Here is a 16,945-nt window from a genome sequence, read left to right as displayed (position 1 = left end):
CCCAATGCAATCGACACAGGAGCTTGTGCCCACCCGGCCCGCCCGTGCCCCCGGGATCGCCCGGTCTGCCACACTTGACCACGACGGCGGAAGGCCGACCGGCGGGGCAGGACGGGATCGACAGGGGGCGGGTGACACATGGGCGCCGACGCGTGCCGTGGGTGCGGGGAACAGCTCTCGGGGGAGCAACGGTTCTGCGAGCAGTGCGGCCAACCGGTCGCAGATGCCCCGCCGCCGCCGGAGGGTGAGTCTGCCCCGCCGCCTCCGCCACCTGACGCGGGACCGCCCCCTCCCGCGCCTCCGGGACGCGCCGCGCCGCCCCCTCCGGCCACGGGGACGGCAGCCGGCCCCGGCGGTGCCGGGTGGTCGAGTGACGTCGGGGAGGAGACGCCACGACGCTCGCGCGCTGGGCTCGTGGCGGCGAGCCTGCTGCTCCTCGCGGTCATCGGCGCCGCAACGGTCGCGGCGCTGACGCTGTTCACCGACGTGTCGCTGCTGCCCGGCTCCGACGACGAGGAGCCCGTGCCGGTCGCCGACGACGAGGCCTCCGATCCGGACGAACCCGACGCGGCTGCCGACGCCGAACCGGAGGACGCCGAACCGGAGGACGCCGAAACCGCCGCCGACGACGAGGAGCCCAGCGACGACGAGGAGCCCGACGACGGCCTCGAAGGGCTCGGAGAGCCGGACGACGCCGAGGGCGAGGCCACCGCCCGGGGGACGCTCCGAGCCGACGGCGACCCGGTCGGCGGGGCGCGTGTCACCGTCTTCGAACAGGACGGGACCGAGGTCGCGTCCACCTCCACCGACGACGACGGGGGGTGGGAGCTCGACCTCCCCGGCGCCGGGACCTACGACGTCGAGCTGGATCCCGAAACCCTGCCCGACGGCGTCGAACTCGACGAGGCCCAGTCCCCCACCCACACCGTGGAGATGGCCGACGGGCAGGGCCGAACCGTGCTCTGGCGGCTCGAAGCCACCGCCTCCACGCCGCTCGGCGAGGCGGTCACCCGACGGCTCGAGGACGAGGAGTTCCCCGGCGAACAGCTCCGGGTCGACTGTCCCGAGCTCGACCGGTTCGTCGCCGGCGACCTCTACACGTGCGAGATCGTCGACGCCGACCCGGGGACGGACGTGACGAGCGACGCCGTCCTCGTGAGCATCCACGACGCGGACGGGGAGCACGTCGCGTTGCCGTGGACCGGCCCGGGCTCCCCTCCCGACCTCGACGAGGTCGTCGACGGGGCGGGAGGCAGCGGGCAGTTCTGCGCCGACGTCGACGCGCCCGGCTTCGGCTACCAGGAGGCCGTCGCCTACTGGCACCGCGAGGGCCAGCCCGACCGCATGGACGCCTCCGGTGACGGGATCCCCTGCGGCACGGTCTACCCCCCGAACGAGATCGACGCCTACTGGGACGCGGTCAGAACACTGCCGGACGAGCGGTAGGGGCAGGCGATGGCGGGAACGACACCCGAGGCGGGCTGGTGGCAGGCCAGCGACGGCAACTGGTACCCGCCCGAACAGCACCCCGACCCGACGCACCGGGCACAGCCTGCCGATGCGACGGGGCCGGGCGCGGGCGGCGGGGCCGGGCGCACGGCGGCCGACAAGGGGTTGCCCGCGGGGGGACGTGGCGCGCTGCTCCTCGGCGGTGTCATCGTCGTCGCGCTCCTGGCCGTGCTCGTGGTCGTCTGGGCCGTGCCCGGCGGGAGCGCCCACCTCGCCAACGCCGACCCACGGTCGTCGATGTACGGCTACAACCCGGACGGCTCCATCGCCGAGCCGGGGCCCGCGCCCGGCGAGCCCTCCGCCGAACCGGTCTGGACCGCCGAGCTCGACGTCGGCCCCGGCGAGTCCCCTGAGCCGTGGGCCAACCTGGTGTCCGTCGGCGGCCAGCTGTTCGCGCGCACCCATGACGGACGGCTGCACCGCCTCGACCCCGACAGCGGGGACATCCACGGGTCCGAAACGGTGGACCCGCAGGGCCCTGAGCTGTGGGTCCACAACGGCGTCGTGCACGCCCGGGGCGCCGTCGGGTTCGACGGCGAGCACCGGTGGAGCGAGCCGGACGACGCAACCCCGCTGGTGATGGTCGACACCGACGTGCTCATGCACCGCACGGACCAGGACGGCTTCGGCGAGCGCATCGCCCGCGTCGATCTCAACACCGGCGAGGACCGTTGGGAGCAGCACCTCGGCGACTTCGACCCGGCCTTCCAGTTCAACACGTTCGCGGCAGCGGAGGACACGGCGTTCCTCCGCCTCGATCGTGGCGCGGGACCCGAACTCGTCGCGCTCTCGGGGGAGAGTGGTGAGGAGCGATGGCACTACGCGCTCAGCGGCCGTGGCATGGCCGACCACCGCTTCACCGCCGGCGCGACCCCGGTGCTCGGCAACACGGTATTCGCCGCATTGTCGCGCGATGTCGGCGACACCACCGCCCACGAGGTGGTCGCGGTGTCGATCGACAGCGGCGAGGAGCGCTGGTCCACGTCGCCCGGGCCCGACGACGGGCAGCTCACTGCGGTCGGCGACACGCTGGTCTGGGAGGAGTGGGCCGCGGGCCGCCTGGTAGGGATCGACCCGGCCGACGGGGAGCAGCAGTGGGAGGCCACGCCCGAACTGCCGGACGGCAGCATCTCCGCGGTCACCGGGGTCGAGACGACGCTGGTGGGCGTCGTCTCCGGCGGCGACGCGCCCCGCCTGTTCGCCATCGACAGCGACACCGGGGACGAACGGTGGTCGCTCACGCTCGACGCGGTCGACTGGGCGTGGACGAACGACGTCACCGTCCGCGACGGTCGGATCCACGTGGCCGGCGTGACCGAGGACGGCGATGTCGAGGTGGCGGCCTTCGAGTAGTCACCGCTACGCACTCGACCCCACCGGGGTCCGTCGCTTTCGTGGCTGTTCGGCGAACCAGCGCGACGAACCCTCACCAAGACCCACTACAGCGACCACCACCCTCACAGCGAACACCGAAAGGAGGCGGGATGGCGTTCTGCGAGCAGTGCGGAACCCGACTGGGCGAGGACGAGCGCTTCTGCACCGGCTGCGGGACCGCGGTGGCGGAGGGTCCGGCAGGCGACCCGGCCTCGTCCGCCGGCACCCAGCGCCTCCCCGAGGATCCGCCTCCGCCCCCTCCCCCGGGGGCCGGTCCAGGCGCACCACCGCCACCGCCCCCACCGGGCGGGGGCGCACCGCCTCCGCCGCCCCCGACCGGCGCAGGACCGCCTCCACCGCCCCCGAACACGGGGGGTACACGGCCTCCGCCGCCCCCGACCGGCGCAGGACCGCCTCCGCCGCCACCTCCCCCAATCGACGGCCCTGCACAGGAGTTCGAATGGGAGACCGGTCCATCGCGTCGGGGCTCGCGGCGTGTGCCCTGGATCGTGCCGGTGGTCGTCCTGCTGCTCGCGCTGACCGGCGGCGGCGTCGCCGCGTGGTCCCTGTTCGGCGGCGGTGAGCCCGAGGAGCCGGAGCCAGCCACCACCGACGCATCGGACACCGACGACGCGGACGACGACCCCGACCCCGCGCCAGCCGAGCCCGACGACGGAGCGGTCGGCGACGACGAGCCCGAGCAGGAGGGGGAGGACGACGACGACGACGAGGGGGAGGCGGAGGACCTCGACGTCCCGCCCGACTTCGAGGCCGTCGCGGACGACGCCGCCGGCTCCATCGTGTCGGTGGCCGCGCTGTCGTGCGGTTCGGGCCACACGCTCGGGACCGCCGTCGTGACGGACGACGGGGTGCTCACGGAGACCCGGATCACCGAGCGCGCGATGGTGCTGGTGCTCGAACTCGGCGACGACACCGTGGCCCAGACCCGGGCTCGCCACGTCGACGACGCGAGCGGGGTCGCCGTCCTCGACCGTCCCGGCTCGGCCGAGGATGCCCTGTCCCTCGCCGACGATCCCGATCCCGACGACCCGCACCTGGCGCTCCTGCGGCTCGGTGACGGACGCGTGGCACCCGACCCACTCGAGGCCGACGGCGGGGACCTGAACACCCTGCCGCTGAGCACCGAGGCGCGGGATCGCGGCGCCCCGATCGTCGATCGGGACGGGCAGCTGCGGGGGATCGCGACGAGCACGGGCGACCCCACGGCCGTCGCCGACACCGGCATGATCGACCAGGCCCTGACCGCCTCCGACGACGGCGTCGAGCCGATCGAGTTCGAGACGTGCGACGACCCCGAGCGTCCCGAGCGTGACCTCGACGTGGTCGTCGATGAGGCCCTCGCGCACGACGAGACCGAGGCCGTCGCCGCCATGTACCGGGACTACTTCGGGGGGATCAACCGCCGGGAGCTCGACCTCGCCTACGCGCGGTACAGCTCGTCCTGGCGTGACGCCAACACGTTCGACGGATTCGCCCAGGGAGTGCAGACCACCCACTACCCCACCGACCCGCAGTTGGTGGCGTTGACCGACCGCAGCCCGGACCTGGTCGCGCGGATCGAGTTCGTGAGCCTGCAGCACCCCGGCGAGGAGCACGCCCCCGAGCCGGGCGAGACGTGCTCGGTGTGGGAGATCGAGCACCTGCTCGTGGCCGAGGACGGGTCGTGGCGCATCGACGGGATTCCCGACGACGCCGACAACGGGGCCGTCCACACTCCGTGCCCGGGCTGAGCTGCACGGGCTGAGCTGCACGGGCTGAGCTGCACGGACTGAGCTGCGCTTCCCGGTGCTTCCCGGTGGGCGGGCCGCCCCACCCAGTTCGCGTGGGCTGCGGGCTACGCGAGCTGCGCGCTACGCGAGCCGCGGGCTACGCGAGCTGGGGGCTACGCGAGCTGCGTCCCGCACCCGCCACAGAACTTGCCCTTGGAGGTCTTGCCGCAGTTCGGGCAACTACGACCCTCGGGCGGGCCGGTGCTCACGGCCTCGTCGGGCGTCCCGCTCGAGTCCGGCCCGACGTCGGGCTCGGCGGGCAGCTCCGAGGTTGGGTCACTAGCCGGTGGGTGGCCGGGTGCCGGCGGCTGACTCGGCGGAGGCGGCGGCGCCTCTTGGCTGGGAGGCGGGGGCGGCGGCTGCTGACCCGCCGGCGGCGGGGGCGGCGGCTGCTGACCCGCCGGCGGCGGGGGCGGCGGCTGGCCACCCGGCGGCGGAGGTGGCGGCGGCTGGCCACCCGGCGGCGGGGGCGGCGGCTGCTGGCCGTGGCTGCCCTGGGACACGTCGGTGTCCAGCGCGGTTCGAGCCGAGTCGCGGGCGGCGCGCGCCACCGACGACGCGAACTGCCCCGGGGACTGGTCGGACTCACCGAGATCGAGGTTCGGCAGCGTCGCCCACGAGTTGGTGCTGTCGTTGACCGCCCTCGCGTAGGCGACGGCACTGGCGATCGCGACCAGCAGTACCACCTGCAGGAAGACAGAGAACGGCAGGCCGGACACCTGAGGATCGACCGCTCCGCTCAGCCCGCCGGTGGCGTTCACGGGGTCACCGGAGGCGGCGAGCTCGACACCACCCAGACCGAGCAGCACCGACATGCCGATCCATGCGACGCCGAAGCGGATGCCCGTGAAGATCCAAAACTGCCGAATGGACGTGCCCACTTCGGCGACCCAGCCCCACACGGCGACGAGGGCGAGCGTCAGCACCGGCAGCAGCCACAGCCACGGATGGTCGGCGGCGACCGAGAAGAAGCCCTCCTGCACGCCGTACACCTCGACGGGCGCACCGACCGGCCACAGCGGCGCGACCACGGCCGCGTTCACGCTCAGGAGCAGGCCGCCCAGAGCAGTGACGGCGCTGCCCGCGGCGCCCTCGAGCTCCTCGAAGACCAACAGCATCCCGAGCAGCCACGCCGCCCCGGCGAGACCCAGCAGACCCCACAGCACGAGGCGGAACTCCCGGACCCACGTGACGGCCCACGCGACGACCCAGACGAGCGCGGCCCCGACGATGTGGTAGCCCGGCCGAGCGGTCGCCTCGAGCGCCAGTTCCCTCTCGGCGGTGGGGTCGAGGCTCACCGCGCCGGCGATCAGCCCGACGATCAGCCACAGCACGACGGACATGCCGCCGCCGATGAGCACGACCCGCCAGCGCAGCATCCCCCGCAGCCCCGGGAGAACGCTGACGAGCAGCCCCGATCCCACGACCAGGAGCAGCGCGAGCGTCGCGGCCTGCAGGTCGCCACCGAGGTCGGCCGCGAAGAAGTTCAACTCGACGCGGTTGCCGAGCAGGAATCCCAGGGCCGCGAAGAACAGCGGGAAGGCCCCCACCCCGGAGGGTGTCGCGGGCGCGACTGCCGCGGTCCCGACGACCGCGAGAACGACCGCCACGAGTACGGGCACGGCCGCTCCGAGGAGCAGCCGACCGTACGTGAGCCTCGGCCTGGCAACATGCTGACTCGCCATCCCACCGCACTCCCGTTGTCCTTGCGTCCTCCGGGCCGCCCCGCGACCAGAGACCCTACGAGCCGCGAAGTGCGCTCGACGATCCCCGTCACTCCCGCCTCACGGCTCCACCCGCCGCCGATCCCGGGCTACCATGCATCTCTCGGGTCAGTGTCGGCGGACCCCCTGGCTCGGTCAAGCTGATCTGACACAGACTTTGCACGCCCACGGCGGGGCGGCAGCATTGGCGGCCGGCTGGTCCGGTCGCACGCGCCGCATGTCGTGCCCGGTGGGGCTTCGCGGGTCGGGGTGAGCGATCGGCGCGTCGCGCGAGGTGGCGGGTAGGCGAAGGCGGGAGCATCGGAGTCGGCAATGTCGAGCACACCCCCGAGTGGTTGGTGGCAGGCCAGCGACGGGAACTGGTACCCGCCCGAGCAGCATCCCGAGGGACCCGAGGTGGCGTATCAGGGTTGGTGGCAGGCGAGCGACGGGAATTGGTACCCGCCTGCGCAGCACCCGGATCCCGGGCATCGCGCGCGCTTCGCGAGGCCGGAGGCGGACGGTGCGGGCGCGACCGGTAAACCCCCTGCCGGCGCGTCCACTGGCGGCACGACCTCACCGGCGGTGGCGGGTCCCGGTCGGCGACTGGTGCTGGTCGGCATCGCCGTAGCCGCTGTCCTGCTGGTGGGGGGCACCGCGGTCGCGTTCTTCGCCCGTGAGCCCGCCCCGGAGGACGCGTTGCTGACGGGGATCAGCAGCCTCGACGAGCCGGCAACCATGACGTTCGGGCTCGAGGGATCGCTTGACTACGACGCGCTGCCCCCCGGCGAGGCCGCCGACGCGCGCGCCGCGTTCGGCATCGCCGAGAGCGTTGCCACCGACGCGCGCGTCACGGTCGCCCACGACGCCCGACGGATCTACACCGCCTTCGACGTCGGGGGCCTCACGGCGTTCGAGCTCGACGTCGACACGGTGACCCCCGAGGAGGCGCTCGAGGCGGCTCGCGACCGTGGCGGCGACCCGCCCGAGCAGGTCGTCGCCGAGCTCGAGGGGCTGCAGCGCCTGCCGGAGGCCGTCACCGCCCGGGTCGATCTCGACGCGTTCGCCGCGCTCGACGACGGGGCCGGGCCGATGGGTCCCGACGCCGCGGCGGGGCTCGGGTTCCTGCACCCGATGCTCGAGGAGCTCGCGGGCGGTCAGCCGGTCGCGGTCACCGAGGTGGCCTGGGTCTGGGTCGCCGTCAGCGAGGCCTTCCAGGAGCTCGCCACCGGCGAGGGTGTGCCGCTCGACGAGGACGAGCTCGAGTCGCTTGTGCGCGACCTCGTGGAGGCCTCCCGGGACTACTACGACGAGCACGTGAGCGTCACAGAGGTCGACGAGCCCGCCCCCGAGGGCGTCCCCGAGAACGCGAGACCGCTCGAGGTTCGGGTGCCGGTCCCCGAGGCGCTCGAGGCGCTCGCCGACCGGGCGCCCACGATCGCGGAGCTGTTCGGCGACGACCCGGCCATGCCCGCCGCCGCCGAGATCGAGGCCGAGCTCCGCGACGCCGCCTCCCGGCTCGAGGCGGGCGGGCAACCCGTGGAGCTGCGCCTGCTCGCGTGGATCGACGGCGACCACCTCGTCGGCGCCAGCCTGCCGCTCGGCGACCTCGTGGACACCTGGGCTAACGGCCTCGCGGCCATCGACCCCGGCGATCCGTTTGTGCAGGACGCCGCCGAGGTCTCCTCCGTGCTCAACGACATGGCCCTGACCATGACCGTCGAACCCGGGGGCATCACCGCCGAACCGCTCGAAGCCACGAGCAGCGCCGACCTCACCGAGCTCGTCAACGACGTCGGCCAGCTCGGCGGCACCACGCTCGAACCGGGTCGCGAGTACCCCGACCTCCTCGACCTCCTCCGGCCGCTTACCGATCCCACGCAGCTCCCCGGCCCCGACCCGCTCGAGCCCGACCAGGAATCCCTGGACCTCGAGCCGGCGCCACTCGATCCCGAAGGGGCGCGGGCGGCGAGGTGTTCACCGAGGGCCAGGACGCCTCGGCGTTCCTGGAGGGCGACGCGGCCGAGACCGCCATCACCTGGCTGCAGGACGCCTTCGACGAAGAGGTCCTCGCGCCCGGGTTCAACACCGCGGTCGAGGACGACGCCCGCAACCTGTTCCAGGCCGGCGACGCGATCTTCATGCGCAACTGGCCCTACGCGGTGCCGCTGCTGGAAGGCCAGGAAGAAGACGACCCCAGCGAGGTCGAGGACGACTTCGACATCGCGCCCCTGCCGACCTTCGACGGTGAGGGCACCATGAGCACGCTGGGCGGGCTGAACAACGCCGTCTCAGCGCTGTCGGACAACCAGGACCAAGCCATCGAGTTCGTGCTCTGGCTGGCCACCAGCGACGAGGCGCAGAACATCCTCGCCGACATGCAGCCACCACCCACCATGGCCTCGATCTACGAGGAACGCGCCGACGACGAGCTCTACGGGCTACTCAACGAGATCCAAGAGGACGCCCGCGCCCCCGCCCACCGGTGCCCGGCTACAACTCGTTCTCGCTGGCGGCGCAGGACAACCTGCACCCGGTCTACACCGACGCCGGCGCCGACCCCACCGACGCCCTCCAAGCCGTCGACCAAGCCGCCGAAGAAGCCCTCATCGAAGAGATCGACATCGAGGATCGCTAACTGCTGCGACGAACCCACCTGAGGACTCCAGCACACCGGGCGCACGCGACCAGCGATCTAACTCTCCGCAGTGGTTCGGTACGCGCAGTGGGAGTGGTTCAGGACGTGGCCACAGCTGCCGACAGACCGGTTGGACCCGATCACGGTGCGGGCGGACGGCCCAAGCCACGCGACGGAAAGCGACGAGGCACATGCCAGGCTCTATTGAAGGACAGGCCACGCAGCGCACGGGGAACACGACCGGCGTCATGATCTGGAGCGACGGGGCCGAAGGGCTCTGCATCCGGGTCGCCGGAGGGGAGTACGCCGGCGACTGGCGGCTGCGCGACGACGCCCGCATCGTCATGAACCAGGAGGTGATGTTCCGCCTGGAGGGCCGCCACACCGGTCAGGAGATCACCCTCACCGCGCGCGAGGCCCCCTGGCTCGAGTTGGACGCGGTCGTCGTGCCGAGCTGTGACCGTTGCGCCGGCCCCGCCCCGCGCGGGGCGTGCGCCGACTGCTGATCCCTGCCCGGGTCGACTCACACCTGACGCGTCCGCCCGGCGCGAAACCCCGCGGCCGCACGACGCAGAGCCCGGGAAACCGCACGGCGTGGCGGGCAGCCGTCAGGGATCCCCGCCCACCCGGGATGCCGGCCCGGCATCCAGCAGCGACACTGTCCTCCGGGACTAGGCGGGCGCGAGGACGACGCGATGGGTACCGCGGACACGGCCGAGCCACGACAGACCCCCGTCACGGTGGGGCTGCTCGACGACCACGAGTTCTTCCGGCGCGGGGTTCGTCCCGCGCTCGAGGAGCCCGGCGAGCCGGCGCTGCGCGTCACCGTCGATGCCGGCGACATCGAGTCCTTCAACCGGGCCTGCGCCCGCCTCGGCGATCCGACCGTGGTGCTGTGCGATCTCTACCTCTCCCGCGAGACCGGCGCTCGGCCCCACCTGCCGGTCATCTCCTCCCTCTCGGCGCGCGGCTGCCGGGTGGTGGTGATCTCGGCCGGCGGCGAGCCCGCCGACGTGTACCGCGCGCTGCGCGAGCACGGCGCGATGAGCTACGTGGTCAAGGACATGAAGGCACACGAGCTCGTCGAGGTCGTGCGCGGGGTCGCCGCCGGGCGGCGCCCCATCCCGCCCGAACTGGCCGACACGCTCCTGCAGTACGCGCCGCTCACCCGACGCCAGCACGAGGTGCTCACCCTCATCGCCGAGGGCCTCACCTACCGGGAGTTGGCCGAGGTCCTCAACCTCACCACCCACACCGTCGAGACGCACGTGCAGAACATCTGCGACCGGCTGGGAGTCAGCGGACGGCGCGACCTGACGCGGCTCGCGTACCAGCACCACCTCCTCGCCCCGCCTGACGACGCGGTCGGTCGCTAGCCGCCCCTGCGACGAGCCTCCAGCGCCGCGGTATCCTCGCCACCGGCTCACAGATGCGGCGGGAGCACTCCGATGCCGGTGGACCACGGTGACGCGGCCACGCTGCTCAAGGCCGTGCGCGAGCTGCTCACGTGCCCGCTCGAACCACGGGTGGAGGTCCCCGAGGAGGTCGCCGGCTGGCTCGAGCCGCAGCCAGGCGAGCCACGCGACGCCCGCGGCCAACGACCGGTCGCGCTCGTGGTCCACGAACTGTCGGAGCGCTGGCGCCAGGCGAACATGAATCGCCTCGATCGGCGCGTGGCGGCCGCCTACTACGGTCTCGCGGCGTTCCCCGTCGACCTCGCCGGCGAGGACGCCTCCTCGGTCGCGTCGCGGATCGCCGCGGAAGGCAGTGCGAGGCCCGCCGCCAGCACGCTCGATCTGCGCCGCCGGCGCGCGGTGGCGGCGGTCGCCGAGGTGCTGGACCCGAGGCCCGCCGTGCCGCGCACACCGGACACGTGCCCGACCGACCCGGGCGACGACCGCTGGTGGGCAGAACCCTGGGCGAGCCCCGGCGCCGCGTTGATCGCGCGCAGCCCGCACCCGCGGCGCAGCGAGCTGCTCGTCCGCCGCGCCGCGCTCGACGCGACCGAGGACGACATCGCCGTGGGCGGGCACCGCGAGGCGCGCCTCCGCGACGCGCTCTGCGTCCTGCGCCGCGACGTCGACCGGGCCCTGTCCGGACGATGGCAGCCTCCGCCCCGCGCGTTCCGCCCCAGCACGGTCGATCGACGTCGGATCCGCGCGGCCGCCACCGTGGAGCTCTGGGAGCTGCTGCAGTCCCGAGCACGGACCGCCGATGCCCTGACGACACCTCCCCCGGATGCCCTGACGACACCTCCCGCGTCTGTGTTGATCTCCGGTCCCGTGCCCCAGCCAAGTCAACGCACCGCCCCGTGGCACCCGGTCGTTCCCGCACCGACCGACACGAGCGACCACGCCGGGGTCGAGCGACTCGAGCGCGAGATCGAGGCCGCGTGGTGGGCGCTCGCGACCGGCCCGCAGGCTCCCCGCAAGGGGGAGGCCCACCTTGCCCGAGCGCACGAGGCCTACGTCGCCCGAGCGCACGAGCTGACCTCCGCCCTACCGCGCGAGACCCGCGTCCGACTGAGGAGCAAAGCGGTCGCGTTGTTCGCCCGCGAGGGGGTCGGCCGCGGGGACTGGGGCGCCGTGGTGGCCGCTCGTCGGCTGAGGACCACGGTCGGCGCGTCGTTGGTGACGTTCCCCTCACTCATCGACGGGGCGATCGCCGCGACCGCGCACCGGCGCTTCGACGTCGCCGAACGGTTGCTCGCCGACGGCCACGGCCTCCTCGGGGCGTGGCGCGCCCCCGCGGCGCTGCCGTGCCCGTGGGAGCCCGCGCGCGAGCGACAACGCGCGGTCGAGCGCACGGAGTTCGCCCAGCAGCTCGCGCTCGTCGCGGCGAACGTCCAGCGTCGGCGCCTGCTCACGCTGCTCGCGGAAGCGCACCCCTCACGCGAGGCGGTGGCCCGCGAGGAGGTTCCCGTCGTGCTCGCGTCGGCCCGGCGGTTCGCCGCCCGGGCGGACCAGTTGCTCGAGTCGTTGCCCGACGGCTGGGACGGGCACGGCGACCCGCGCGAGCGACACGGAGGCGACGCGACCGGCGCCTGGCGGATCCTCCCCCGCGTCATCAAGGGCGAACTCGAGGCCTGCGCCGCCCTCTGGCGCAGGACCCAACCATTCTCCGGAGTGCACGTGCGCGGGGACCCGCTCGATCGAGCGGCCGAGCACCTCGCGGAAGCGCGGGCGTGCGCCGCGGCCGGCCCGCGCGACCTCGCCATGCTCCACCAGCTCGGCACCGGCATCGCCTACTTGGCTGGATCGCACGACGCCTCGCACCCCACGGAAGCCGGCCCGCCCCCCGCGGAGGCCGGCTCGCACCCCGCGGAGGCCGGCTCGCCTCCCGCGGAGGCCGACTCGCGCCCCGCGGGCGCCGCGGCGCCCGGCGACGCTGCCTCCACCGAGCTCGCCACGCAGCTGCGCCGCATCCTCGACGCCGACCTGCCGACGCCGGCGGCCTAAGCCGACGCCCGAGCCCTAAGCCGGCGGCCTAAGCCGACGCCCGACGCCCCAAGCCGGCGGCCTAATCGGAGGGCTCCCGCACGAGCTCGGGCTGGCCGTGCACCGCCCCGAGACCGCCGAGCACGTCGGTGTAGGGGTAGGCGACGCGGTCGGGCCGGTAGCCCTCGACGGCCGGGTTCGCGAACAGCGGCAGGTGCGGCACCTCGTCGTGCAGGATCGGCTCCAGCTCCTCCCAGACGACCCGGCGCGCGTCGGCGAGCTCGTCGGCGCGCGCGAACGCCTCCGCCGCCTCGTCGTACGCCTCGTGCGCGAACGCGGCGTTGTTCACCGGGCTCGCCGAGGTCCAGAAGTCCTCGTAGAAGACGGGGAACGCGGGGCTGCCGAGCCCGAAACCGAGGATGACGAGGTCGTGCTCCGGCCCGTCGGTGGGGTCGACGCGGTCGAGCAGCTGCCCGAACTCGGTCGCCTGCGCGTCGACCGGGACACCGAGCTGGTCGACGAAGTCGGCGATGTGCAACCCGGCCGTGTGCCGCAACGGGTCATACCCGGCGGTGGGGTGCGCGAGCTCGACCTCGCGCACCGGCTCCCCTTGAGGGTCCCGCAGGCCCTCGCCGCGCACGATCGCCTCCTCCTCCGGGGCCTCGGGCTCCGCGCCGTCCCACGTGTAGCCCGCGTCGGCGAGCACCTCCTGGGCGGCCTCGACGCGCGCGCCCATGTCGTCGTAGCGCCACCGGTCCGCGACCTCGGCCGCTCGCGCCTCGTCGTACCAGCCCTCGTTCGCCGGCGGCAGGAAGGTGTAGCGGGGCTCGGCCGCCCCGCCCATCACGGTGTCGGTGATGAACTCCCGATCCACGACCGTGGCCACGGCCTGACGGAACGCGCGGTCGGCCATCGGCTCGTGCGACAGGTTGAAGCCGAGGTAGTGGAGGCCGTAGGTCGGGTTGGCCACCGTCTCGACCGTGTCGGCCTCGAAGAGCGCGTCCTCAGCGGCCTCCCCGAGACCGGGCCCGGGGAGCACGACGTCGACCTCGCCATCGACGAGCGCTCCCACCGCGACCGACGGGTCGCTGGACACCTCGTAGTGCGCCTCGCCGGCGAAGGGACCCACCGTGTAGCTCGCGAGGCTCTCGTCGTCCTGGCTGTCCGTAGCGCCGAAGCGGCCCTCGAGGTCATCGGCGTCGATCTCGACGCTGCCATCCGCGTAGTGGGTGACGGTCGCACCGGTGAGCGCGTAGTGCTCGTTGGCCTCGGCGACGGCGAAGGCGCCGGGCTCGACCTCGTCGAGCGTGAACGGCCCGCACGTCGGGGCGCCCTCCCCCGAGGCCTCGAGGAGCGCCTCGGCGTCCTGAGCCTCGTCGACGATCTCGTCCCAGTGGTGCGCGGGCATGATCGGCGCGTTGCCGAGCCCCATGGGCCAGGTCGCGAGGCCGGGCTCGCCGGAGAACTCGAACCGCACCGTCGTGTCGTCCACCGCTGTGACGCCCGTCGTGATCCCCGCCTCGAGGGTTTCGGGCTCGTACGCGCCGAACCACCCGCCTCCGAGCTCGAGGTCGACGATCGTGTCCCACGTGAACGCCAGGTCGTGGGCGGTCAGCGGCTCGCCGTCGCTCCACCGCAGCCCGTCCCGCAGGCGGACCTCGACCACCCACGCGTCGTCGTCGTGCCGCGCCTGCGGCCAGTCCTCGGCGGCCAGCTCCGGCGCGAGCGCGAAGGTCGGCGCCGGCAGGTCGTACAGCGCGCACGACGTGGGCTCGAGCACGTAGCCGGTCCAGGTGTCCGGCGCGTTGAAGTAGGCCCAGAAGTTGGCGGTCGCCGGCCCCTTGAAGACGCCCACGTTGTAGGTGAAGCCGCCGTCGGCCCCGGCATCGGGGAGCCCCCCACCGGGAGGGCCCGCGTCCCCGTCGCCCTCGTCAGCCCGCGCCTCGTCGTCGGCTCGCGCCTCCTCGTCGGCCTCCGACCCCTCGCCGGCACCGACCTCGTGGTCCTCGTCGCGGTCGGTCGCGTCGTCCTCGGCACCGTCGCGTTCGCACGCCGCCGCGAGCACGACGATCGCGACACCGACGAGCAGCCAGCGCCGGTGACACCGTGCCAGACCGGTCATCCCGCCCCTCCGTTCCTGCGGCACACGGAATCGCAGGGCCGCCCGTCCACCATGTCGCCCGCGCCACACGCGTTGACTCACCCGCCCCGAGATCCAGCCGCGCTCCTACCGGTTCCGCAGAGTAGAGGATCTGTCGCCAAGGGCTGGACGGCGCAACCCGAACGGCACGGATACGGGACCGCAACTGGCCCGATCCGCCGCGCGTCCTCATCCTCTGATCGCCGGCCGCGAGAGAACCCACTTCGGCCCCGCAAATCAGTAGGGGCCGATTGGGTGAATCCGACACAGAGTACGCAGCCCACCCGCTGTTCACTTACCGTGATGCGCCACGGAGTCCTCCAGGGCGGGCTCCGGAGGGATCCTCGGCGGGATCATCACGCGGGAGGCAGCATGCGTTCCACCAACGTCGACGCGCACCCGAGCAGCGACGAGCACGCCCACGACGGTTGGCCTTGGGACCTCCGCGTGATCCACGAGCTCGTCGAGCGGGACGACCGAGAAGCGGGGGAAGCGGCGCGGGACGAGGAGTCGAGCACTGGAGCCGACGAGTCGACCGCCGTAGGTGAGGCGGCGAACATCGCCGCCAGGCCGGCCAACACCGGAGCCGCAGCGGCCAACCCCGGAGCCGGAGCAGCCTCCCGCTCGCCGCGTGAGCCGGAGGGGCCGAGCTCGGCCTCGGCGCTCCACGACGACTGGCGACGCACGCTGCACGACGAGGTGCTGCACCACCTCGTCGCGGCGCGCGACGCGCTGGCTCACGACCCCGACCGTGCGCAAGCGCAGATCCAGCTCGCGATCGTGGGCGCCCGGCAACTGTGCGAGTCACCCCGGGACCTGATCGAGTTGCCCGGCGACCTCGACCTCGTCCTCCGGCGTGTCGCGCGCGAGGTGATCGACGAGGGTGCCCACGGCGCGCCGGTCGTGACCGTCGAGGTCCAGTCCCACCCACCGATCGGCCAGCCACAGCTCGACGCGACTGCTGGCGCGGTGCGCGAGGCACTGCGCAACGTCGCCCGGCACACACCCAGCGGGACCGCGACCCGCGTCCGGGGCGCGCCCACCGCTGACGGTGGACTGCGGGTCAGCGTCGTCGACCGCGGCGGCGGTCCTTCGCGGGACTTGCTCGACGGCTTCGGGGTGCGCGTTTCGATCGTCGAACGCGTCGCATCCGTGGGCGGCCACGCGCAGGTGGAACCGCTCGACGACGGCGTGCGGGTCCTGATCTGGATGCCGACGGCTGAGCAGTGACCTCGCGCGCCCACCAGCAGGCCAGTTCCCAGCTGGCTCGCCTCGGGTTCCGCCGACTCGAACCGCCCCCCGCCCGGGGGAAAGGGGGCGGCTTCGTGGCCGCCGCGGGTGAAGCCAGGTGGATCCGCTCCATGTCGAGCGCATCAGACGAGCGCTCGGAGCGAGCGACCGCAACGACCTTCAGCTGCGCCGGATCGGGCCCGCGTGGAGATTCGCGAGCTCGGTTCCGGCGCTCGACCGCGCCGCTGCTCCACCACTGACGGGAGCATCGGACCGCGCAGCGGCCGCGTCGGCGCCGGGCACACCGGCCCGCGCCGTGGTCGCGTCGGCGCCAGCAGCCGAACCGCTCACCGCCGAGCGACTGGCGCGACGCTCGCGCCAGGCGTCGTACCGGGCCCGCACGCTCTCGACCACCGTGCGGAACCAGTGGTAGAGGTCGCGCGCCCAGTCGTACTCGGTCGCGAGCAGCGCGAGGGCCGCCAGCGCCGTCAGCGCTCCCGGTCCGGGCACGACCGGCGACGCGAACGCGGCGCTGACGAGCAGCAGCGCGAGGCCGGCGACGGTCACGCCCACCCGGCGCGTGTGGCCCCGCAAGCCGCGGCGCTGCAGCTGCACCTCCGGGGCTCGGCAGTCGTGATCGGCCAGTTCGCCGACCCGTTCGAGCAGCCGCGTCGCCCGCGACGCCCGCGCCTTCGACGAGGCGGGCAGCGCCGCGACGGCAGTCTGCTCGGAGGTCGCGAGGGTCAGCACCGGCCCGCGGCCGGCGTCCTCGGCGGTCTCCACGCCGATCAGGTCCTCCCAAGGCAAGCCGACGTCCGGCTCGTCGCGGCCGGCCCAACTCAGCAGGCAACGCCGATCGGTCAGCACGAGCAGGCCGTGCCGGCGCTCGGAGGGACTCTGGACGTGCCCCCAGTCGAGGATGCCCTCGCCGGAGTCCAGGGTCGGGCGGACGGCCCGCAGCACCAGGCGCTCGCGCAGACGCCGGATCGGGCCCTCCTGCGCGGGGGTGCTGACCGTCAGCCCGCGTGTGCTCATCGCAGCCGAGAGTAGTCGAATCGGGGGCTCGACCCGGCCCGCCTCGACTGTCCGCCCGGACCGGGAGGGGGCGGTTTCGCGGTGACTCC

The 16,945-nt window shown here is 73.7% G+C and carries 12 protein-coding genes and 2 pseudogenes; 10 read left to right on the top strand and 4 right to left on the bottom strand.

Translation table 11 applies throughout. The features are described 5' to 3' along the window. Positions 1 to 414 precede the first annotated feature (414 nt). From ER308_RS14950 to ER308_RS21725, 4 genes and pseudogenes are all read left to right on the top strand, one after another. Positions 415 to 1,446: a carboxypeptidase-like regulatory domain-containing protein gene (locus tag ER308_RS14950; RefSeq protein ID WP_131155723.1), complete on the top strand. Its 1,032-nt coding sequence runs from the start codon at positions 415 to 417 to the stop codon at positions 1,444 to 1,446. A 9-nt stretch (positions 1,447 to 1,455) separates the two neighbouring features. Then, positions 1,456 to 2,862 carry an outer membrane protein assembly factor BamB family protein gene (locus tag ER308_RS14945; protein WP_131155722.1) on the top strand — a complete coding sequence of 469 codons (1,407 nt, stop codon included), beginning with the start codon at positions 1,456 to 1,458 and terminating at the stop codon, positions 2,860 to 2,862. Positions 2,863 to 2,993: 131 nt separating this feature from the next. Beyond that, positions 2,994 to 3,059 (top strand): annotated as a pseudogene (locus ER308_RS23380) (zinc-ribbon domain-containing protein); the annotation flags it as partial. 321 nt (positions 3,060 to 3,380) lie between these two features. Then, the gene (locus tag ER308_RS21725) at positions 3,381 to 4,634 is read left to right on the top strand and encodes a hypothetical protein (RefSeq protein ID WP_165491683.1); all 1,254 of its coding nucleotides are present in this window, start codon (positions 3,381 to 3,383) and stop codon (positions 4,632 to 4,634) included. Positions 4,635 to 4,786: 152 nt separating this feature from the next. On the opposite strand, the gene ER308_RS14935 is transcribed toward ER308_RS21725, so the two are convergent. Then, positions 4,787 to 6,295, bottom strand: a complete 1,509-nt coding sequence (locus ER308_RS14935; RefSeq protein WP_131155721.1) for a hypothetical protein — start codon at positions 6,293 to 6,295, stop codon at positions 4,787 to 4,789. Positions 6,296 to 6,952: 657 nt separating this feature from the next. Next, positions 6,953 to 7,954 (bottom strand): hypothetical protein, encoded by a 1,002-nt coding sequence (locus ER308_RS23265; protein WP_205745641.1) that lies wholly within the window; start codon positions 7,952 to 7,954, stop codon positions 6,953 to 6,955. 395 nt (positions 7,955 to 8,349) lie between these two features. Between ER308_RS23265 and ER308_RS23260 the strand changes: the two are divergent. From ER308_RS23260 to ER308_RS14915, 5 genes and pseudogenes are all read left to right on the top strand, one after another. Further along, positions 8,350 to 8,676 (top strand): annotated as a pseudogene (locus tag ER308_RS23260) (extracellular solute-binding protein); the annotation flags it as partial. Positions 8,677 to 8,861: 185 nt separating this feature from the next. Next, the gene (locus tag ER308_RS22545) at positions 8,862 to 9,014 is read left to right on the top strand and encodes a hypothetical protein (RefSeq protein WP_240731821.1); all 153 of its coding nucleotides are present in this window, start codon (positions 8,862 to 8,864) and stop codon (positions 9,012 to 9,014) included. Between the two features lie 191 nt (positions 9,015 to 9,205). After that, on the top strand, positions 9,206 to 9,520 hold the full coding sequence (locus ER308_RS14925) for a hypothetical protein (protein ID WP_131155720.1): 315 nt from the start codon (positions 9,206 to 9,208) through the stop codon (positions 9,518 to 9,520). Between the two features lie 189 nt (positions 9,521 to 9,709). Continuing rightward, positions 9,710 to 10,390, top strand: coding sequence for a LuxR C-terminal-related transcriptional regulator (locus ER308_RS14920; RefSeq protein WP_131155719.1), 681 nt, complete (start codon positions 9,710 to 9,712; stop codon positions 10,388 to 10,390). Positions 10,391 to 10,462: 72 nt separating this feature from the next. Continuing rightward, positions 10,463 to 12,472 carry a hypothetical protein gene (locus ER308_RS14915; RefSeq protein WP_131155718.1) on the top strand — a complete coding sequence of 670 codons (2,010 nt, stop codon included), beginning with the start codon at positions 10,463 to 10,465 and terminating at the stop codon, positions 12,470 to 12,472. A 61-nt stretch (positions 12,473 to 12,533) separates the two neighbouring features. On the opposite strand, the gene ER308_RS14910 is transcribed toward ER308_RS14915, so the two are convergent. After that, on the bottom strand, positions 12,534 to 14,573 hold the full coding sequence (locus ER308_RS14910) for an ABC transporter substrate-binding protein (protein WP_131155717.1): 2,040 nt from the start codon (positions 14,571 to 14,573) through the stop codon (positions 12,534 to 12,536). Between the two features lie 390 nt (positions 14,574 to 14,963). On the opposite strand from ER308_RS14910, the gene ER308_RS14905 reads away from it, so the two are divergent. After that, positions 14,964 to 15,821 (top strand): sensor histidine kinase, encoded by an 858-nt coding sequence (locus tag ER308_RS14905; RefSeq protein WP_131155716.1) that lies wholly within the window; start codon positions 14,964 to 14,966, stop codon positions 15,819 to 15,821. Between the two features lie 180 nt (positions 15,822 to 16,001). Here ER308_RS14905 and ER308_RS14900 read toward each other — a convergent pair whose 3' ends face one another. After that, complete coding sequence (locus ER308_RS14900; protein WP_131155715.1) at positions 16,002 to 16,856, bottom strand: PGPGW domain-containing protein; 855 nt, start codon at positions 16,854 to 16,856, stop codon at positions 16,002 to 16,004. Positions 16,857 to 16,945: the final 89 nt, after the last annotated feature.

Origin of the sequence: Egibacter rhizosphaerae (genome assembly GCF_004322855.1) — a bacterium.
Lineage (GTDB): Bacteria > Actinomycetota > Nitriliruptoria > Euzebyales > Egibacteraceae > Egibacter > Egibacter rhizosphaerae.
This window is presented reverse-complemented; position numbering and strand designations above follow the sequence as displayed.